Raw genomic sequence first — 19,571 nt, forward strand, 5'->3', positions numbered from 1 at the left:
GAAGAATGAAATCCCACACAGCCTCCCACGCTCAACAAATAAAACAGATCGCCACTAATCTGGGGTTTTCTTTCTGCGGTATTTCTAAGGCAGAATTTCTCGAAGAAGAAGCCCCACGCATCGAAGCATGGCTCAATCGAGGTTATCAAGGAAAAATGGGTTACCTGGAAAATCACTTTGATAAGCGGCTAGACCCTACCCTGTTAGTGCCTGGAGCAAAATCAGTCGTTTCGCTCATTTACAATTATTATCCAGAGAAAAGTCATTCCGGCCACACTCCTAAAATTGCGAAGTATGCATATGGTCAGGACTATCACTTCATCGTAAAAGAAAAGTTGAAGGAGTTCTTAAGCTTAATTCAAGAAAAAATCGGTGACGTGGACGGGCGTGTTTTTGTAGATTCAGCCCCTGTGCATGAGCGTGCCTGGGCCGCCAAAAGCGGACTAGGATGGATTGGTAAAAATTCGCTTTTATTGAACAGAGACATGGGCAGTTTTTTCTTTCTAGCTGAGCTCATTATCGATCTTGATCTAGCGCCCGATGGTCCCATGAAAGACTATTGCGGTACATGTACCGCGTGTCAGGATGCCTGCCCCACAGATGCTATTCCTGCTCCATATGTGGTAGATGGTAGCCGATGTATTTCGTATCTCACCATTGAGCTGAAGGATGAAATCCCCAATGAATTCCAAAGCAAAATGGAAGGCTGGGCGTTCGGCTGTGACATCTGTCAGGATGTATGTCCCTGGAATCGTTTTTCAAAACCACATCAAGAATCAAATTTCAACCCACAAGGGTGGGAAAAATTCGATGAGCAGGATTGGAAAGAACTTACCAAAGAGGTCTTTCAGAAGGTGTTCAAAAAATCCGCAGTAAAACGAACAAAGTATGAAGGACTGAAAAGGAATTTGCAATTTATTGAGACTGGCTCGTCTGACTCTTAAGGTATTCTCTAGGGTTCATCCCTAGCTTATTTTTGAAAAATTTATAAAAAGTAGTCTTCGATTTAAACCCTGCACGCTGTGCAATTGCTTCCAAAGTCAATGTACTGCTTAGCCCCTGGTTTAATAATAGTTTAGCTTCTCTCACACGCATCTCATTGACCAATTCATAAAATGTGGTATCCAATTGATTCCCGATAATATTGGATATTTTCACATCAGACAGCTGAAGTCTATCCCCCAAATGCTTCCTACTAAACTCGGGATTTAAGTAAAGCTTCTCATCCTCCAATACGGCAATCAATTCCTGAGCTTCCTGCGACATGTCAGAATTCTTCTCAATTGGAATCTGTGAAACGTACTTCGCTGGAGCAACCAAACTCCGATAGCCAAGAAAAAGGAAAAACAAGAGATCCACTGACCAAAAAGTAAATTGCAATTCAAAAGTCAGAATGGCAGGATTGAAATAATCTATGAGGTACATAATCATCCACCTGATCAATACGAACAGTAAAAAGAAAAAAGCATAACGATAGAATTTGAATGCATCGTTTCTCTTTAGCGATGCTTTTTTGATCAGACGAGTAATCTTATAAATACAGAAGCTGGCGAACAACAAACCGATGCCTTCGTAAATGAAAAACTCTGTACGATCATCCATCGGGAAATAGTACCCTTCATGATTCTGCAAATACCAAACCCACTTGCCCAGCTGGAAAACACTGTCTAATATTCCCGGTACAAGAAAAAAAATATCCGACCTTATAAATGGGCTTGAACTCGTAATGGATTTGCTAAAAAGGTAGGTTAAGCCGGGTAAAAAAAAGAGGGAGGGAATCCACAATGGCGTAACGTGATAATGGTAGCCCAGCGAAGCAAAAATTGTCCAATTAGATACATACGCGGTGTATCCTAGAATAAACCATCCTAAAATTTTGGCAGGTCTTTTAAACTTTTTCGGCAGAGAACTCAACGAAAACAACAAGATCAAGCCATTGACAAGTCCCAGGATGATGATCAGCTGAAAGGCATTAAATTCAGGCATTCACAAATTTGTTCATTTGAATTTAGATAAACGATTTCTTCAAGAAAATCTCAGTCCATTGGTCGACATTCGAGTTTAAATACATCAAAAGATCTAAACATGAATATCAAAATATTCTCAATTAACATCCTCATGCTAGCTGGCTTCTTTCAGCTTCACGGTCAAAAGGTGCTGACATCTGAAATGATGGAAGCTTCTGCAATGAGATTTTCTCTTTCGGAAGGACATGGGATAAATGGGAACGCAAGGGAGCAATGGTTGAAGTGGATCGATGAAAATCAATTTGTGGGAATAGCCGAAGTACACAATTCGGCTCAACTGTCTTTTTTCACCACAGGAATCCTAGGGGTTTTAAAGGAAAAAGGATTTAAGAATATGGCATTGGAACTTGGCCCGCATTCTGCGTCAGTGCTTCAAGAAATCACATTTGATCCCAGCGATACCCGAGAAAACATAAAAGCATACAGTAGAAAATATGCAAAACCTCGAAAACCGCTTTTCGTCTTTGCTTCAAAAATAGAAGATGCCATTTTTATGGAAGAAGCATCACGGCTTGGTTTTACCTTTTGGGGTTTAGATCAGGAGTATCTCTTCTCCTATGAAATGCACTTAGATAACATCCATAAACTTGCCAAGCAACCTACTCCTGAACTTCAGGCTGCATACGAGAAAGCAAAAACGCTCATTCACAAAAATATCCTTAAGAGTAAGGTCAGCGGACAAAGTGTCTACTGCTGGTATCTGTCTAATGAAATCATCAACGACTACTTGAAAATGATGGAAAACGACGATGAGGCAAAAGCCATAATTGATGACATGCGCAAAAGCTGGGATATCTATTGTCGCTACGATTCAGGACGAGGCAGCAACCAGCAGCGAGCGGACTATATGAAAAGCAATTTTGCAAAGTACTACGTAAACTCTGATGAGGAGAGTCCAAAAGTCTTTCTAAAATTGGGTGGCGTTCATCTTACTCACGGCCTATCTCAATTTAAAGTAGACGATATGGGGAAGTTTCTTACAGAAAAAACAGCCTCAGATCAGTCGGGATTCTTGTCCATCCGTCATTTAATTGCCTATCGTAATGGAAAGAGTAATGTTGGAAAACGTGGATGGAAGTCAACATCCTTATTTCTTGAACTTGGCAGAAAAGATCAATGGACAGCACTTGACCTTAGGCCTTTTAGAAAGATGATGGAAAACGATGAAATAGAAGTTTCGAAAGGTATTGCATTTGAGCTTCGCAGTTATGATATCCTACTCTTGTCCCCGGATGATCAATACCCTAAACCAAACTACTAGACTAAGTAGATCTTATCTCAGCATTGAGATAAGATCTGTCAACTCTCCTACTTATTCCAGAATGTCTTTTAACTCCACAATCTCCCAGTTCGGGTTATAGGAGATCAAATTAGCAATTACAGCAATGTGACCTGCTCCCAACAAAATCATGAGCTTATCATCCTCAGCCTCCACATATTTTTGAATAATCCCATACATGTAAACATTTCTACTGATCCATTCGGAAGCGAGATACGAACCAATATTGTTGTCAAGGTCGCCAGCCACGTTGGCTCCATCCAGATACCACCCAAAGTTTTCTCTTCTTGATTCCGGCGAGTTCTCTATGGTGAAAATTTCTTTCAAAGAGGCTCCGCTAGAAACGATATCGCGACTCTCCTTCTCCATATTCATCTGTATTTTCCTAAACTGATCCATCATTTCAAACTGCTCTGCCGCTACCATGGCCTGAACGAGGCTATCGAAAGGGAAATCGGTACCTAAGAAGTCCACACCAAAGACTTGCTCATGGTTCATTTTATCTGCAACTCTAAATCCTAATTGAAAAATCTCATTGCGCCTCTGCTCTCCCCAATCAGTAGATCGATACACTTTGTACAATGAGTCGAGTTTGGGTTGATAGTCTACCGGACGTTCCACAAAAATCTTGTTGGGACCAAATTGGGTAATTTTTTTTGCGATTTGTTTAAGCTCTTTCTGATACTCGTCCTTTAGAATATCTATGACAGAAGATTGTGTAACGTCAGTACCCTCGCGTCCATAGTCCGCCCAATGGGACGTTCCGATGAGAAGCGCTTTTACTTTTTTGTCTTGCGCTTCAGAAACCAGCCCAACAAAAAGAAGTGAACAATAAAGCAGATATTTCATATATAATTACATTGTTAAAATCCAATGCAAATTATTTTTCATATCGTTAAAAAGATTGGATAAAACAGACACACATGAAGTTAATTGAACTTTCGCCCATACAAGAAGAGGTAAAACACTACATAGAAAGATATCAGCTTTATGTTATCGATGAGCCCTCATTCTTCAAGACCATTCCAAATTTTAGATTGGAATGTTGGCTACTGATAGATGGTGGTTTTCAGATTTTGGATACTGAAAACAACACCTTCATTGAGGCCAAAAAACTGGGAGGATATCCGGCCACAAATCACTCTTTGCTCTTTAGAATGAATTCTATGAAAGCATTGAATATAAAATTCAAACCCAGTGTTCTTGCGTATGATGCATTCGGCAAGCTATACCCCCCACGCATAGATTTTGATCTTGCAGAGCTTCTTCCCCAGAAGGTATTAGAAACATTTAAAAGCTTGAGTTTTGATAACGAAAAGCTGGATGTAGGCAAACTAGATCAATGGATTTATCCGCTATTTCAGATCTTAAAAAAAAACGATGAAGTTGAGACTTTTCTAGATGCCATCATGCGAAGCGGCGCTAATATTTATGAAGTAACCGAGCAACTGGGTATCTCCTCAAAGACATTGGAAAGGAGAATCAAAAAGCATTTTGGTTTAACACCTAAGAAGCTCCTGAATATTATCCGCTTCAATGATTCCACAGCGCATATGAAGAGTAAATCGACCAACAAATTGATGGACGTACTTGCTTTTGGATACTATGACCAATCACATTTTATTCGGGAATGCAAGCGAATTACAGGGCTAACACCGACTCAGTTATTTAATAAATTGGAGTTTTCCACAAACGATTTGATTGTTTTTAATGAGGAGAATCAAGTTTAGACGCTCAAAAAATGTCCACCTCAAGCAGATAGTAGTGAAAACTTGTCTTTGATTTTGTTTAGCCGCTCTCTACTCATCACAAATTCTTTAGTTGAATCTTTGATGCGTACGATGTACTTATCATTTTCCCAAAAGGAGTAGTTGAGGATAAATTCCAGGTTTACGATCGTACTTCTGTTGATTCGGATAAATGAATTGGGATCGAGCTTTTCTTCGAGTTCCGTAATGTTTTCTTTCAAGCGGTACTTCTCAGTATCTGCATATGCATAGGTCTTGCGGCTTTCACGTTCTACCCATTGCACTTTGTTCGTATCCAAAAACAGCTCTCCAAAAGCATCTGATGCCCAGAGGCGATTCTTTACTTTCACTTTCCTGGCTTCCCTGAGATCAAGCTTAGTCTCCCCCAATTGAAGGTTGTACTGATAGATAAGGTTAACATTGATAATGATATATCCAATCAATAAAACAGGTGTGAGGTAATTGAAATATAGCGTGGTACTGTAGAAGTAGTCATTGAAGTAGACATCCCAATCAATAGCTGAACTATGGTGATATAAAAACCGAATCGTAAGCGTAAAAGGCGCAAACACAAAAAATGAGGTCAAGAGAATGGGCAAAAACCTGAGCTCATACAGGAAGATTTCACGAATATTCAATTTCAAATCGACAAGCCTAAGCCTTTCTCCATACAGTCGTATGAGTTGGAAAATAATCGCAACAGAAACGCATTCGATTAAAAACTGATCAATAAAAATAAATCTCAGCATGTTGCCAAGCGAAAAGTCATCGCTTCCAACCCAATCCAGATTTTCCGGATGGAGGTAGATGATTGCCTGATATACCAGCTCAATGATAAGCGTGGTAATAATGATAGGTTTCCACCTTTTCAATAAATCATAATTCAGTGACAGCCACATTTTCTTATCAGATTTCAGACATCAATATAGGAATTCAGACAATGATCCGGCAACTATTGATTTCAAAATACCCTGATTTCAGACATTCAAATCAAGAGTAGAGACATCATTTGCATAAATGATTCTTTTCATGTGTGTGCTTTGAAGAAAACAAATCGAACACATCATGAAAACAATTATCACAATTAGCCTCCTTGCCATCAGTGCACTCTGCTATAGTCAGGGGAGATTAGATATCACGATTATAGGCACCACACACTATTTCGATGACGATCACAAATCACTTCAAGACTTCCAAGCTGTTCAAGACTTCATTATAAGTCTAAATCCCGACATGATTTGCATTGAAGCCATTCCTGTAAATGACACCTTGAGTCTAAGTGAAATCTGGCCCAATACCATGAAGCGTGCAGACCGGCTAAGAGATTCATTGAAATACCACAATGCTTTTCCGGTCGATTCTGCATTGAGCGTCAGCTCCATCAAAAAAGGTGATCCTTTCTGGGGAAAATACCGCAATAAGCGCGCGCTACTCGAAGGAGCAAACCATTATGCCTCCTATGATCTATGGAATGCTTACTACCAATGGTTTCAAATACAGCAAGCTGGGGATTCATTGTACTACTTCTCCAAATTCCAGAGGAAACTGAACAACTCTGAATACGGCTTGATGGTTTTTCCTGCCGCCCAAAAACTCGGGGTAAAAAAATTACATGGAATTGACTATCGGTACGGCGAGGATTCCTTTTTACAGAACAACAAAAAAGTGTTGAAGAAGCTATTCTTCAGCTTGAAATGGAAACCCCTCAAAGTCTACCTTAAAACTCAAAAAAAATACCGCAAAGCCAATAAAGAAGGCAAGCTCATGGAGTTCATCAATGGTCCGGAATTTCAAAATTCTTTTTCTGAGCTAATCGATGAGTTGCCTAAAAAACTTCCCAAATCAACAGAAGCCAAAGCTATCAAAACCTACTGGCTCAAGCGTAACCAAATCATGGCTGACCGCCTAATTCAGGAAGCAAATGCGCAATCAGCAAATACCATTTTACTCACAGTTGGTGGCGCACATGTCACGCACATCAAGCGATTTCTTGAAGCACAAGGGCATACAGTGACTACCTACGGACAAATCATAAACAGACTAAACAAATAAAATCATGGAAGAAATAATGCAATCAAACTCCTACTTTATCATACCACTTACTGTTGCATATCTCAGCATTTGCGGTAGTTGGTTTTTACTTAACCGGATGAACCGGTCATGGGACATTGAGCCAATCAAATCATCTGACAAACCTCGGATGGATTTCATCCTTGGGATGGCAGCTGCCATTGCTATTTTGGCCATAGGTCAGCTATTTTCGGCTGGTTATTTAATACCTACTTCTCAAAACGAGCTCGTCAATTTGCTCATATGGCCACTGAATAATGTCATCATCTTTTCGCCCATTGCTGCAGCTCTTATTCTTCGGTCACAGTCAGCGCAAACTGTCTTTTTAAGCACTAAAAACATGGGCTTAAAGCTGCTATTCGGATTGGCTTCATCTGTACTGGGCATCTTCATCTTCTTAGTCATCAGAGGAGAATTGCAAAGGATTGGTGAGATAGCTACACATGCTATAGAACTTGAAACACTATCAAATTTCCCTGCCATCTTTTTCGAGAACGTAGCAGTCGCTTTTCTGTTCGTTAGACTGAAATGGGCAGTAGGAATTAAATGGGCCATAGGAATACCTGCGGTTTTATTCGCATTGGCTCATGTGCCGGGATCAATTGCCGAAGGAGATCCAATTGGTCATATCATAACCTTCTTTGTACTGACTGGTAGTTTAACCACCGTCATTTTATACACGGCCTATCGAAGCAGAGATATATTTTGGCTTGGAATAGTTCATTATTTAATGGACGTAGCTATCAAGGCATTTTGACAAGAAAAATGAGAATAGTCACTACTTTCGCTCCGTGACTGTTCTCTATTTCATCGACATACTTGGCACAATGGTTTTTGCCATTAGTGGAGCCCTGGCCGGCAGAGATAAAAAATTAGATTTCTTTGGCATTGCCGCTGTGGGCTTAATCACCGCTATCGGAGGGGGCACCGTAAGGGATGTTTTGCTTGGCAGCACACCTGTAGGGTGGATGAATGATCTCATTTATCTAAGCATGATAGGGGCAGGCGTTCTGATCTCACTTTTATTTGGCAAGGCCGTACTAAAACTGCGAAGAACGTTCTTCATGTTCGATACTGTAGGAATTGCAGTCTTTACTGTTTTGGGGTTGCAAAAAGCATTGACATTGGGAGTTCATCCAATCATCGCCATAATGATGGGCATGGTGTCCGCTGTATTTGGGGGCGTGCTCCGAGATATCGTTTGCAACGAAATCCCCCTGATTTTCAGGAAGGAGATTTATGCACTTACGTGTCTTTTCGGAGGCATACTGTATGTTATACTTCAGCGATTGGGATTGGAGCAAGAGTGGAACATTCTCATCACTGTTTCTTTCATTGCGTCGTTTCGCGTACTGGCAGTGAAGTTCAAATGGAAGTTGCCTGATATTTCGTGATCATCAATCAATTGAATTGCTATGGATTATCAGACGCTCATCTTTGAAGAAAGTAAAAAGAAGGTGGTCAAGGAATGGCTGATCGTTGGTGGAATACTAATTATCATCATAGCTATCCTTCTACTAAAAGCATTGTACCTCTCAGGTATAGGGGTGATCTCTATTGGTTACTTAGGCTATTGGCTTTTTAAAGTAAAAAATGAGAGCTATAAAGAAATGGGAATCAAGTCCTACGGCAAAAAGCGAGATCAAATAATAATCTATGAAGATTCTATTAAAATTCGAGACCAATTAATCCCATACTCTGACTTAAAAAAGCTTACCATCTATGTTGATGAATATTCAGGTATGCCGAAACAATTTTTTGGAAGCTATCATGGAGGCAATAATGAAATTAGGTTTGTTTACAACGGAGACTTATTTTCATTTAATTATTGGATTAAATCCAAAGCAGATTTCACGTATGTTGAAAAACTAGTCCTTGAGATCGAAAAAAAGTATCCTCCTCCGAAAGACCACTAAACCCTCTTGTACCTAAAAGTCCTCTATTTGTCAAAACTCATTGCTACTTTTACCTAGCAACCAAGAAACCGAAACATGAAAAAATTGCTTTACCTGCTGACTGCTGGAGTCTTATTCAGCTGTCAGACACCATCAGAAAATAAAGAAATGGAAACAGATAATCCATTCTATCAGGAATACGACACTCCTTATGGAGTCCCTCCCTTTGATCAAATAAAAGACGAGCACTACATGCAAGCCTTTGAAGATGGCATGAGTCAGCAGCTCGAAGAAGTTGAGGCCATCGCCAACAATGAAGAGCCTCCAACTTTTGAAAATACTATTGCAGATTTCGAAAAGTCGGGAAGTTTACTCAATAAGGTGAGTAATGTTTTTTTCAACCTTACTTCAGCAAATACCAATGACTCGCTGCAAGGAATTTCGAGAGTGATCAGTCCGAAGCTCTCTGCACATGGGGATAACATCTTCCTGAATGGAAATTTTTATACACGTGTAAAAACCCTATACGATCAGCGAGAAGAGCTGGACCTTTCAGTTGAGCAGAAAAAACTACTCGAAAATTATCACACAGGCTTTGTCCGTGCGGGAGCTGCCCTCACTGATGAAGAGCAAACAAAAATGCGTGAGCTAAACGGCCAGCTTTCATCGCTATCTGTTGCTTTTGGCGAAAATGTGCTTGCCGAAACCAACAAATTTGAGTTGGTCCTTTCCGAAGAAGATTTGGATGGACTACCTGAAAGCGTGATCAATGCTGGCGCAGATGCCGCCCAGGAAAGAGGCTATGAAGGTAAGTACGTGTTTACCACCCATCGCCCGAGCTTATACCCATTCATCACCTACTCTACCAGAAGAGATTTGAGAGAGCAATTGAAAAAGGGATACATCAATAGGGGAGACAATGATGATGAAAATGACAATAAGGAACTTGCGGTACAACTTGCCAATGTAAGATTGCAAAAAGCCAACCTGCTGGGTTACGAAAGTTGGGCAGATTATGTGCTTGCACAACGCATGCTTGATGCTTCTGATAAGGTGTACAACCTGCTAGACAAAGTATGGCCTGCTGCTATCCAAGCAGCAAAAAACGAACGAGATATGATGAAGGAGATGGCCGTCAAAGAAGGCAATAACATCGATATCATGCCTTGGGACTGGTGGCACTATGCTGAAAAAATCAAGATGGAAAAATACAACCTGGATGAAAATGAAATCCGTCCATACTTGAAGGTAGACAATGTCATCAACGGCACTTTCACGCTTGCTAACAAGCTGTTTGGAATGACCTTCGAAGAGCAAACTGACATTCCAAAATATCATCCGGACGTTCGCACCTATACCGTGAAAAATGAAAAAGGTGAACTGATAGGCATTTACTTATCTGACTGGTTTTACCGAAGCAGCAAAAGAGGTGGTGCGTGGATGAACACTTACAGAAGTCAAAGCAAGATGGATGGAAATAACATCATTCCGATTGTTACGAATGTAGGGAACTTCACTAAACCAACGGGGGATACTCCATCGCTGCTTTCTCAAGGTGAAGCCACAACCCTATTTCATGAATTTGGACATGCTTTGCATGGCTTGCTTTCAGAGTGTGTTTACCCTTCCATCTCCGGAACATCTACACCAAGAGATTTCGTAGAGTTTCCTTCTCAAGTAATGGAAAACTGGGTATTTGAACCTGAAATGTTAGCGCTTTATGCATTCCACTACGAAACAGGAGAAGTGATGCCTTCTGAATTGGTAGCAAAAATTAAAAATGCGGGACAGTTTAACCAAGGATTTGGAACAGTAGAATATATGGCAGCCTCTTACCTGGATATGGCATATCATACCGTGACTGAGCCAATTACCATGAATGCTGATGATTTTGAAAAGGCAGCAATGGATAAAATCGGAATGATCGATGCAATTGTGCCACGATACAGAACCGGCTATTTCCAACACGCATTCTCAAATCCTGAAGGATATTCCGCGGGATACTATAGCTATCTAAATTCTGAAGTGATGGATGCAGATGCATTTGGTGCTTTCAAAGAGAATGGACTTTTTGACACAGAAACGGCGAGTGCTTATAGGGAGCATATCTTATCCAAAGGTGGCACCAGAGACGCGATGGAGATGTATGTCAACTTCCGAGGGAGGGAGCCAAAATTTGAAGCAATTCTGGAAAGACGTGGATTCAACTAAATTGTCATAAATAAAATGTCAGGAGGCCAGCATTTAGCTGGCCTTTTTTGTTTCAGACTACCGCTCAAATAAAACTAAATCCTTTTCATATGTTGCATGGTTAAGTTGCCAATCGAAAAACTAAACCAAAAGCAGTATGAAAAGAGTACTTGTATTGATGCTGGCGATGATCTTTGTAGGGTTCACTACAGACATCCAGGCTCAGAAAAAGAAAAATAAGAAAGGTGATGATGCTGGGCAAGCAGCACCTAAGAAGAAAAAGAATGGCCTCAAGAGCTATTCAGAGGTAATTACAGATGAAGCTGTCACCGATGATGGACTCATCATTTCTCATCAGGTCGGTGATGATTATTATTTTGAGCTTCCAGCAGACCTGTTGGAACGAGAAATACTGATTGTGTCACGAATAGCCGGGCATGTCAAAGGGCTCAACTTTGGAGGAGCTGGAATGAAATCCCGTCCACAGCAGGTGATCCGATTTCAAAAAATGGGAAGCAAAATCTTGATGCGATCTGTTTCCTTCAACAATGTGGCCAATGAAGACGAACCCATTTATACGTCAGTAAAGAACAACAATTTTGAGCCGATCATCGAGTCCTTTTCATTGGAAACCATGAAAGATGACTCTTCAGCCTTCGTCATCAAAGTTTCTGATTTTTTCTCAAGCGACATCCCGATGATTGGGGGACTGAGAGATTCGGAAAGAAGGCGATTCAAAGTCAAAGGGATTGACAAGTCAAGGTCGTTAATTACTTCTGTGAAGTCTTTTCCTGAAAATGTAGAAGTGCGTCACATTCTTACGTACAGGGGCGATGAGCTTCCAGACAATGGACTGACACAGACGCTTTCGATTTCAATGAATCAGTCAATGATTCTTTTGCCTGAAGACCCGATGGTACCCAGGTATCACGATGAGCGAGTTGGGTTCTTTTCTCTTCGACAAATCGATTATAGTTCAGATGAGCAAAAAGCGGCGCAAAGAAGACTCATTACCAGATGGAGGTTGGAACCCAGCGACTGGGATGCCTACAATCGAGGCGAAGCAGTAGAGCCGGTAAAACCGATTGTGTATTACATCGATCCTGCCACCCCGGAGAAATGGAGAAAGTACATCAAACAAGGAGTGGAAGACTGGCAAGTAGCGTTTGAAGCTGCAGGGCTTAAAAATGCCATTCTTGCAAAAGACCCTCCAAGCAAAGAAGAAGATCCTGATTGGAGCCCGGAAGATGTTCGATACTCTGTCATACGCTATATAGCGACGGATATTCAGAATGCACAAGGCCCACATGTACATGATCCACGTACGGGAGAGATATTAGAAAGTGATATCCTTTGGTATCACAACGTGATGAACCTTTTGAGAAATTGGTACTTCGTACAAACAGCTGCAGTCAATCCAGAAGCACAACGAATAAAATTTGATGATGAGCTAATGGGAGAGCTGATTCGATTTGTTGCTGCGCATGAAGTGGGACATACGCTGGGATTCCCTCACAACATGGGATCTTCTCCATCTTACACCGTTGATCAACTTCGAAACAAGGAATTTACGGATACACACGGTGTAGCCCCTTCCATCATGGATTATGCACGATTCAATTATGTGGCTCAGCCAGAAGATGGCATTACAAATTTTTTCCCTAAAGTGGGTGAATATGACTTTTGGGTGACTGAATATGGCTACAAGCCAATTGCTAATATCAATTCTCCGGATGATGAAGAGGACATCCTCAATGCCTGGATTAAAGAAAAAGCAAGCAATCCACTTTACAGATTTGGTCAGGCGAATGGTGTTGATCCTACTTCTCAAACGGAGGATATCGGTCACGATGCAATGATTGCCAGCGAATTAGGTATTAGAAACCTTAAGCGCATAGTAGATAAGCTCATGGAATGGACTACAGAAGACGGCAAAAATTATGATAACCTGAGTGAACTATACAGAAACGTAGTAAACCAATTCAACAGGTATAACGGACATGTAGTGACTAATGTGGGCGGTATTTATCAATACTTCAAAACGGCCGATCAGGATGGGGCAGTCTATACCCATGTGGAGAAAGAAAAGCAGCAAAGAGCTGTCAAGTTTCTCAATGAACAATTGTTTGCCACTCCAAACTGGCTGGTTGATGCAGAGATTCTAAGCAGAATACAGCAAGATGGGTTGGTGGATCGCATGCGAGGCATTCAGGTAAGAATCCTGAATCGTCTTACCAGAGAAGAAGCACTTATGCGTTTGGTGGAAAATGAAGCATTGAACGGAAGCGATGCCTATACACTAACTAACCTTTTCACAGGAATGCGACAAGGTATTTGGGGAGAGCTCTATAACGGTAGAAAAATCGATACTTACCGAAGGAACCTTCAGAAGGAGCATATAGCACGTCTTGGAGAACTGATGAATCTGGAAGACGATGAGTTTGCAAACTCTGACATTCCCTCTGTTGCCATGGCAACTCTGAATCGATTGGAAAGAGACGTGAGAAGTGGACTGGCACGACAAAACGATGCTACCTCACGCTTCCACCTTCAGGATATCCAAAAGCGTATTGATGCGATTTTGAATCCTAAGTAGACCGTAAAACAAATAACTTAGTGTCATTCTGAGTGCAACGAAGAATCTACATAATTAAGATGCAGATTCTCCACTTTCGTTCAGGATGACACTTTTTTAATTAAATTTCAGCATGAAAAAACTACTACTTACTACACTCTCACTCATTTTCGCAATCTCTATTTTTGCGCAAACCCAAACTACTTTCATCCTTGTACGTCATGCAGAGAAAGGCGATGATGGCACACGAAATCCTCCACTCAATGAGGATGGTACAGCCAGGTCTGCTAACCTAGCGGAGATGTTGGCCAACCAAGAAGTGAGCGCCCTCTACTCTACCCCATTCAAACGTACGCAGGAAACGCTCCAGCCTATTGCTGACATGAAAGGCATGGAAGTCATGAATTACGATCCGTATGCAAAAGGTGAATGGTTAGCTACACTCATTGATAAGCACTCAGGAGGCACAGTAGTGATTTCCGGTCACTCAAACACCATTCCTGCTTTGGCCAATGCATTGGTAGGAAATGAAACCTTTAGTCAGTTTGATGAGAAAGACTATTCTAACCTGATCATCATTGTCACCAATGAGGTAGGCAAAGGAAAACTGGTGAGATTGAAGTTTTAAGGAATCCGCAAAAACAATAAACATAGTCTCTGTCATTAACGAGAGAAGAATGACTATGAGATTGCTTCACTGCGCCTGCCTACAGCAGGCAGTTTCGCAATGACGTATTGAAGAACGAGTCAATACAACTCATACTTACAGAAGTCACACTCAAGCTTCCCATTGTATAGCTTGATGCGCTCAGAATCTTTCAGTCCAATTTGCCTCAGCGCCTCCTTATTGGAGCTGATCAACCAGGCATCATACCCATTGAAATTTTGCTTAAAGGCATCTCCCAGGGTTTTGTAGAATTCAAGGATGTCATCTCCTATTCGCTCACCATAAGGTGGATTGGTGATGATTATCCCTTTATCATTGATCGGTTTGAAGTCCCTGAAGTCCATCGTTTTGATACGTACCTCTCTCCGTAAACCGATCTTGCCCAAAGCTTTTCTCGCCAGCGTAATCGCGCTATCATCAATGTCTATTCCCGTCAAATCCATGCTTGGTTTTCGCATTTTATTCAACTCTTCGGTCTTCACATTGTTGAACAAGATCGGACTATACTCTGGCCAGGTTCGGAAGCCAAACTCTTTGCGCTTCAGATTTGGCCCCATGTTCATCGCAATCATGGCGGCCTCTGTTAAAATCGTCCCACTTCCGCACATGGGATCAACAAGTGGTGTTTTTTTATCCCATCCCGATAAGATCACCATACCTGCGGCCAGCACCTCATTCATCGGTGCACGGTGGCCTTCTTCTCTGTAGCCTCGCTGATTCAGTGCTGCTCCAGAGCTGTCCATAGAGATCGTGAAAAAATCATTGGCACAATGAACATTGAAAAGCACATCTGGCTTATCTGTATCAATGGAAGGGCGTCTGCGATACTTGTTTCGATATTGATCGACCATCGCATCTTTGGTTTTCAACCCCACATATTTGGAGTGGGTAAAAACTTCTGAGAATATCACCGGATCAATGGCAAAAGTTTGATCTACATCCAGAAAATTGGACCAATCAAATTCCATCACTTTATTGTATAACTGCTTTTCGTCACGTGCGTGAAACGTGTAGATCGGGACAAGTATTTTTAGTGCAGTTCTCAAACAGAGATTTGCGCGATATAGGAAAGCAGGGTTGCCCTCGCACTTTACACCCCTGGTGATTTTCTCCACTTTCTCTCCGCCGAGTGCTTTTACCTCCTCTGCCAGAATGTCCTCAAATCCGAAAAGTGTCTTGATGGTTAATTTCATTGACTGTACTTATTTTTTTTCTATCTGCAACTTATCAATGTTAAAATGATTTAATTTCAACCCTAAATTTTTCTTATGGACTTCAGTTTTTCAGAATGGTGGGAATCAATGTCGCTGATTCAGCAAATTTACTGGGCTTTCGCTATTCCATCTACACTTATTTTCATAATACAAACAATTCTCACTTTTATTGGAGGAGACTTTGATTCAGATGGAGGGGCTGATTTTGATGTGGAGATGGATGACGGTGTAGGTTTCCAGTTCTTCACCTTAAAAAACTTTGTGGCATTCTTCACCATTTTCTCATGGACTGGGATTGCCTGCCTAGACTCAGATTTCACTTTAGGGCTTACTCTTATTGTTTCTATTTCGGCAGGTGCGGTTATGATGATCATCATGGGGAGTATCTTTTATTATTTCAGCAGGCTCACTGATAGCGGAACCATGTCGTTCAAAAATGCCATTGGGAAAGTTGGTGAAGTATATATTCCTGTTATGGCCAAGCGAGGAAATATTGGTAGAGTTTCTGTAAAGGTTCAGGGTTCTCTACGCGAGCTTGAGGCTATAACCGATGATGAAGATGATCTTTCAGTCGGGACTGTTATTGAAGTTACGGATATTATCGGTGACAATGTTTTACTTATTACTAAATCAAAATAAATGTCAGGTTCTTTTATTATCATCATTGGAGTAGTAGTTGTCTTCATCTTTGTCATCTTAATTGGGCTTTTCCAGCGCTACAAAAGATGTCCATCCGATCGTATTCTGGTCGTATATGGAAAGGTTGGTAGAGGTGCTGACAACTCTGGGCTTTCTGCCAAATGTATCCATGGCGGAGCAGCATTTATCTGGCCAATCATTCAGGATTATGAATTTCTTGATCTTACTCCTATCTCCATTGAAGTAATGCTAACAAATGCTTTAAGTAGGCAAAATATTCGTGTGGATGTTCCTTCCAGATTTACTGTGGGTATTTCAACTGAAGAAGGGATCATGACAAACGCTGCTGAGCGCTTACTTGGATTGGATCAACCCAGCATTCACGATTTGGCAAAAGACATCATCTTCGGTCAACTCCGTTTAGTGGTAGCTACCATGGACATTGAGGAAATCAATAACAACAGAGATAAATTCCTTGCAAATGTTGCCAACAATGTAGAAGCTGAATTAAAGAAAATTGGTCTGAAACTTATTAATGTCAATGTAACAGATATAAAGGATGAGTCAGGTTACATAGAGGCGCTGGGTAAGGAAGCAGCAGCAAAAGCGATTAACGATGCAAGAAAAAGTGTAGCAGAAAAAGACAGAGATGGATCAATTGGCGAAGCTAATGCGGTACAAGAGCAGCGTGTGAAAGTAGCATCCGCAGATGCGTCCGCGGTTGAAGGAGAAAACCTGGCAAAAATTACAATTGCTCAATCGGATGCGATTCGTAGAGAACGTGAAGCAGAGGCACAAAGACAGGCAACAGCTGCGGAAAAAGTGCAAACTGCGAAAGCGTTGGAAGAAGCATATGCCGCAGAACAGGAAGCGGAGAATGCAAGAGCAGAAAGAGATCAGGCAAGTCAAACTGCAGATGTAGTAGTACCAGCCAGAATCGATAAAGAAAAAGTAGAGATTGATGCAGAAGCACGAGCCGAAAACATAAGAAGAATTGCAAAAGGAGAAGCGGATGCTATACTTTTTAAAAAGCAGGCTGAGGCGAAAGGTATTTTCGAAGTATTAACTAAGCAAGCGGAAGGATTTAAGCAAATCGTAGACGCTGCTGGTAAAAACTCCAAAGATGCGGTGCTTCTAATCATTGCTGATAAGATGGATGAGCTTGTAAGGTTACAAACAGAAGCTATCAAAAACATTAAGATTGACAAAGTAACCGTATGGGACAGTGGCAATGGTGAAGGCGAAAGAACCTCTACTGCTAATTTCATCTCGGGACTATACAAGTCTGTTCCTCCATTGCAAGAAATGTTTGATATGGCAGGGATGCAATTGCCAGAATACCTGAAGGGAAAGTCGACAGAAGAAATCAAGCAAATGGCAAAAGAAGTGAAAACGAAAAAGCCGTTAGCAAAACCAAAGCCACCAAAGACTGAAGAATAAGTTACCCTAAGCCCTCTATATCGAGGGCTTTTTTGTGCTTTGCCCACATCCTTCTCAAACAAAGTCATCAAATCAAAACCACGGCAGCCAAAACCTCATTCATTGGAGTGCGGTGGCCTTTTTCTCTGTAGCCTCCTTGATTCAGGACGACCCCAGAGCTATCCATAGAAATTGTAAAAAATCATTCGCACTGTGAACATTGAAAAGCACATCTAGCTTATCCGTGTCAATAGAAGGGCGTCTGCGATACTTGTTTCGATATTGATCGGCCATCGCATCTTTGGTTTTCAACCCAACATACTTAGAGTGAGTGAAAACATCAGCGAATATCACCGGGTCAATGGCAAAAGCTTGATCCACATCCAGGAAATTGGACCAATCAAACTTGATGGCTAATTTCATAGAAGCACAAAAATACAACCTTCATTTGTCCAATGTGATAAAACATCAGTGACTAATCCTTTTTTGCACCCTACCTCCTTTATATATAGTGTTAATGACACTTACATTCGCAATGTCCTCCAAAGGATTTGCATCCAACAAAATCATATCAGCAAGCTTGCCTGTCTCAATACTACCTAGGCTGTCCTGACCGTGAACCATAATTGAAGCATTCATTGTTCCCATTTTTATTATGTCTATAGGTTGGATTCCGCCTGATTGAAGAATTCGCATTTCTTCATGAAGACTATAGCCATGAAAATTATAATCATTTCCTGTGTCTGTCCCCAGCACCATATTTATATTCATTTCAAGTAATCGAATGATATCATCTATTTTAGGCTGATAAATAGCATCAAGTGTAGCTTGATCTAGATTGTACTCCAGCAGAGTGAGTTCTTCCATCCGTTCTGCTTTGGCTATTGCTTGTGGTGTGAAAAGTTGCAATATTTCTTCTTTGGGATAAACTTCATTTAGCAAAGGTTCATTTACCCACTCAGGATGCAATGGGTATAGAAATGATTTATCTATCATTAGTGTAGTCACAATTGATGCATCGTTTCTCATCAAGGTTTCGACGGCCTCCAGATGTTCCGGATTTTCCCAGTCTATATCTGTTCCAACAAAGTGAACTAAGTTTTGAGCTCCGGCTTTTGCGGCCATTAAAAACTCTTCATTATCACTGGTGTGGGCAAATACTTCCAATCCGTATTTTGCGGCTTCTACCACCGTCTTGTCAACAAATTCTTGTGGTATTCGCTGTACAAATGGTGGCGAAGGGCCATCCTCAATGGTCAACTTAATTCCCAATATCGGATATCGTGCCATCTGCTTTACGAGTCGCGAAATTTGCGCAGTATCCTTTAGGAAAAAGACCGTTTCGTTTTCTCTCCAATTACTACTCGCATACGTTCTTACCGGGTGCCGTCCCTCCATTGTAAGATGCTGACTTGTATGAAAAACTCGGGGCGCCGGTATGGAATCCTGATTGCCGACTGCTCGCATTTCGGCATAAAATTTATTGGTGCATGTGCTCCCACCAGGAGTGAAAATTGATGTAATTCCGTAATGCATAAGCTTAGGGAAATCCCTCGAGTAGTCGGAGGTATGAGCATGGCCATCAAACAGTCCCGGAATTAGAAATTTTCCTGTCCCATCCACTATGTTCACAGTTTGACTGATTTCACCAATGTCAATCTTAGCAATCAAACGATCCTTCACATGTACATTTACTCCTGGCTGAATAGGCGCCCCAGTTCCGTCTATGAGATTGACATTGGTGATGATGAGGTCATATTTTTCCTTGGTACTACCACAAGAAAATAGGATCATAAAGCTTAGAAAATAGATTGTTTTCATAAGATTATTTTGCTTTTTTTCGTTTAT

18 protein-coding genes are annotated in these 19,571 nt (G+C 41.2%); 12 read left to right on the forward strand and 6 right to left on the reverse strand.

Annotated features, from left to right (window positions below; genetic code table 11):
• Positions 1-5: 5 nt before the first annotated feature.
• On the forward strand, positions 6-944 hold the full coding sequence (queG, locus tag ABJF57_RS01220; protein ID WP_462235279.1) for a tRNA epoxyqueuosine(34) reductase QueG: 939 nt from the start codon (positions 6-8) through the stop codon (positions 942-944).
• Here the strand turns inward: queG and ABJF57_RS01225 are convergent.
• A complete protein-coding gene (locus ABJF57_RS01225; protein WP_462235277.1) occupies positions 916-1,986 on the reverse strand; it encodes a helix-turn-helix domain-containing protein in 1,071 nt (356 codons plus the stop codon). The genes queG and ABJF57_RS01225 overlap by 29 nt on opposite strands.
• 99 nt (positions 1,987-2,085) lie before the next feature.
• On the opposite strand from ABJF57_RS01225, the gene ABJF57_RS01230 reads away from it, so the two are divergent.
• Positions 2,086-3,288, forward strand: coding sequence for a hypothetical protein (locus tag ABJF57_RS01230; RefSeq protein ID WP_462235275.1), 1,203 nt, complete (start codon positions 2,086-2,088; stop codon positions 3,286-3,288).
• Positions 3,289-3,339: 51 nt separating this feature from the next.
• On the opposite strand, the gene ABJF57_RS01235 is transcribed toward ABJF57_RS01230, so the two are convergent.
• On the reverse strand, positions 3,340-4,155 hold the full coding sequence (locus ABJF57_RS01235; protein WP_462235274.1) for a DUF5694 domain-containing protein: 816 nt from the start codon (positions 4,153-4,155) through the stop codon (positions 3,340-3,342).
• 74 nt (positions 4,156-4,229) lie between these two features.
• On the opposite strand from ABJF57_RS01235, the gene ABJF57_RS01240 reads away from it, so the two are divergent.
• Positions 4,230-5,036 (forward strand): helix-turn-helix domain-containing protein, encoded by an 807-nt coding sequence (locus ABJF57_RS01240; protein ID WP_462235272.1) that lies wholly within the window; start codon positions 4,230-4,232, stop codon positions 5,034-5,036.
• Positions 5,037-5,056: 20 nt separating this feature from the next.
• Here ABJF57_RS01240 and ABJF57_RS01245 read toward each other — a convergent pair whose 3' ends face one another.
• Positions 5,057-5,926, reverse strand: a complete 870-nt coding sequence (locus ABJF57_RS01245) for a LytTR family DNA-binding domain-containing protein (protein ID WP_462235270.1) — start codon at positions 5,924-5,926, stop codon at positions 5,057-5,059.
• Positions 5,927-6,119: 193 nt separating this feature from the next.
• Here ABJF57_RS01245 and ABJF57_RS01250 point away from each other — a divergent pair, with 193 nt between their 5' ends.
• The 7 genes from ABJF57_RS01250 to ABJF57_RS01280 all read left to right on the forward strand — a co-directional run bounded on the left by ABJF57_RS01250 (position 6,120) and on the right by ABJF57_RS01280 (position 14,412).
• Positions 6,120-7,106: a DUF5694 domain-containing protein gene (locus ABJF57_RS01250; RefSeq protein ID WP_462235269.1), complete on the forward strand. Its 987-nt coding sequence runs from the start codon at positions 6,120-6,122 to the stop codon at positions 7,104-7,106.
• Between the two features lie 4 nt (positions 7,107-7,110).
• Positions 7,111-7,881, forward strand: coding sequence for a CPBP family glutamic-type intramembrane protease (locus ABJF57_RS01255; RefSeq protein WP_462235267.1), 771 nt, complete (start codon positions 7,111-7,113; stop codon positions 7,879-7,881).
• A gap of 34 nt (positions 7,882-7,915) precedes the next feature.
• Positions 7,916-8,518: a trimeric intracellular cation channel family protein gene (locus ABJF57_RS01260; protein ID WP_462235265.1), complete on the forward strand. Its 603-nt coding sequence runs from the start codon at positions 7,916-7,918 to the stop codon at positions 8,516-8,518.
• Between the two features lie 21 nt (positions 8,519-8,539).
• A complete protein-coding gene (locus tag ABJF57_RS01265) occupies positions 8,540-9,040 on the forward strand; it encodes a hypothetical protein (protein ID WP_462235263.1) in 501 nt (166 codons plus the stop codon).
• A 75-nt stretch (positions 9,041-9,115) separates the two neighbouring features.
• Positions 9,116-11,230: a M3 family metallopeptidase gene (locus ABJF57_RS01270; RefSeq protein WP_462235261.1), complete on the forward strand. Its 2,115-nt coding sequence runs from the start codon at positions 9,116-9,118 to the stop codon at positions 11,228-11,230.
• Between the two features lie 136 nt (positions 11,231-11,366).
• A complete protein-coding gene (locus ABJF57_RS01275; RefSeq protein WP_462235259.1) occupies positions 11,367-13,805 on the forward strand; it encodes a zinc-dependent metalloprotease in 2,439 nt (812 codons plus the stop codon).
• Between the two features lie 112 nt (positions 13,806-13,917).
• Entirely contained in the window at positions 13,918-14,412 is a 495-nt protein-coding gene (locus ABJF57_RS01280) for a SixA phosphatase family protein (RefSeq protein ID WP_462235257.1), read from the forward strand.
• A gap of 119 nt (positions 14,413-14,531) precedes the next feature.
• On the opposite strand, the gene ABJF57_RS01285 is transcribed toward ABJF57_RS01280, so the two are convergent.
• Entirely contained in the window at positions 14,532-15,644 is a 1,113-nt protein-coding gene (locus ABJF57_RS01285) for a THUMP domain-containing class I SAM-dependent RNA methyltransferase (protein WP_462235255.1), read from the reverse strand.
• A gap of 75 nt (positions 15,645-15,719) precedes the next feature.
• Between ABJF57_RS01285 and ABJF57_RS01290 the strand changes: the two genes are divergently transcribed.
• Together ABJF57_RS01290 and ABJF57_RS01295 are read left to right on the forward strand one after the other, a co-directional pair.
• Positions 15,720-16,304, forward strand: a complete 585-nt coding sequence (locus ABJF57_RS01290; protein WP_462235253.1) for a hypothetical protein — start codon at positions 15,720-15,722, stop codon at positions 16,302-16,304.
• Positions 16,305-17,744, forward strand: a complete 1,440-nt coding sequence (locus ABJF57_RS01295) for a flotillin family protein (protein ID WP_462235251.1) — start codon at positions 16,305-16,307, stop codon at positions 17,742-17,744.
• A 141-nt stretch (positions 17,745-17,885) separates the two neighbouring features.
• On the opposite strand, the gene ABJF57_RS01300 is transcribed toward ABJF57_RS01295, so the two are convergent.
• Together ABJF57_RS01300 and ABJF57_RS01305 are read right to left on the reverse strand one after the other, a co-directional pair.
• On the reverse strand, positions 17,886-18,146 hold the full coding sequence (locus tag ABJF57_RS01300) for a THUMP domain-containing protein (RefSeq protein ID WP_462235249.1): 261 nt from the start codon (positions 18,144-18,146) through the stop codon (positions 17,886-17,888).
• A 45-nt stretch (positions 18,147-18,191) separates the two neighbouring features.
• A complete protein-coding gene (locus ABJF57_RS01305) occupies positions 18,192-19,544 on the reverse strand; it encodes an amidohydrolase family protein (protein ID WP_462235248.1) in 1,353 nt (450 codons plus the stop codon).
• Between the last annotated feature and the right edge of the window lie 27 nt (positions 19,545-19,571).

This window comes from Ekhidna sp., assembly GCF_039940915.1.
GTDB lineage: Bacteria > Bacteroidota > Bacteroidia > Cytophagales > Cyclobacteriaceae > Ekhidna.

What these genes read in the sequence shown, in the direction of transcription:
- queG (WP_462235279.1), top strand. Translation starts at nt 6, where the DNA reads ATGAAATCCCACACAGCCTCCCACGCTCAACAAATAAAACAGATCGCC.
- ABJF57_RS01225 (WP_462235277.1), bottom strand. Translation starts at nt 1,986, where the DNA reads ATGCCTGAATTTAATGCCTTTCAGCTGATCATCATCCTGGGACTTGTC.
- ABJF57_RS01230 (WP_462235275.1), top strand. Translation starts at nt 2,086, where the DNA reads ATGAATATCAAAATATTCTCAATTAACATCCTCATGCTAGCTGGCTTC.
- ABJF57_RS01235 (WP_462235274.1), bottom strand. Translation starts at nt 4,155, where the DNA reads ATGAAATATCTGCTTTATTGTTCACTTCTTTTTGTTGGGCTGGTTTCT.
- ABJF57_RS01240 (WP_462235272.1), top strand. Translation starts at nt 4,230, where the DNA reads ATGAAGTTAATTGAACTTTCGCCCATACAAGAAGAGGTAAAACACTAC.
- ABJF57_RS01250 (WP_462235269.1), top strand. Translation starts at nt 6,120, where the DNA reads ATGAAAACAATTATCACAATTAGCCTCCTTGCCATCAGTGCACTCTGC.
- ABJF57_RS01255 (WP_462235267.1), top strand. Translation starts at nt 7,111, where the DNA reads ATGGAAGAAATAATGCAATCAAACTCCTACTTTATCATACCACTTACT.
- ABJF57_RS01265 (WP_462235263.1), top strand. Translation starts at nt 8,540, where the DNA reads ATGGATTATCAGACGCTCATCTTTGAAGAAAGTAAAAAGAAGGTGGTC.
- ABJF57_RS01270 (WP_462235261.1), top strand. Translation starts at nt 9,116, where the DNA reads ATGAAAAAATTGCTTTACCTGCTGACTGCTGGAGTCTTATTCAGCTGT.
- ABJF57_RS01275 (WP_462235259.1), top strand. Translation starts at nt 11,367, where the DNA reads ATGAAAAGAGTACTTGTATTGATGCTGGCGATGATCTTTGTAGGGTTC.
- ABJF57_RS01280 (WP_462235257.1), top strand. Translation starts at nt 13,918, where the DNA reads ATGAAAAAACTACTACTTACTACACTCTCACTCATTTTCGCAATCTCT.
- ABJF57_RS01285 (WP_462235255.1), bottom strand. Translation starts at nt 15,644, where the DNA reads ATGAAATTAACCATCAAGACACTTTTCGGATTTGAGGACATTCTGGCA.
- ABJF57_RS01290 (WP_462235253.1), top strand. Translation starts at nt 15,720, where the DNA reads ATGGACTTCAGTTTTTCAGAATGGTGGGAATCAATGTCGCTGATTCAG.
- ABJF57_RS01295 (WP_462235251.1), top strand. Translation starts at nt 16,305, where the DNA reads ATGTCAGGTTCTTTTATTATCATCATTGGAGTAGTAGTTGTCTTCATC.
- ABJF57_RS01300 (WP_462235249.1), bottom strand. Translation starts at nt 18,146, where the DNA reads ATGAAATTAGCCATCAAGTTTGATTGGTCCAATTTCCTGGATGTGGAT.
- ABJF57_RS01305 (WP_462235248.1), bottom strand. Translation starts at nt 19,544, where the DNA reads ATGAAAACAATCTATTTTCTAAGCTTTATGATCCTATTTTCTTGTGGT.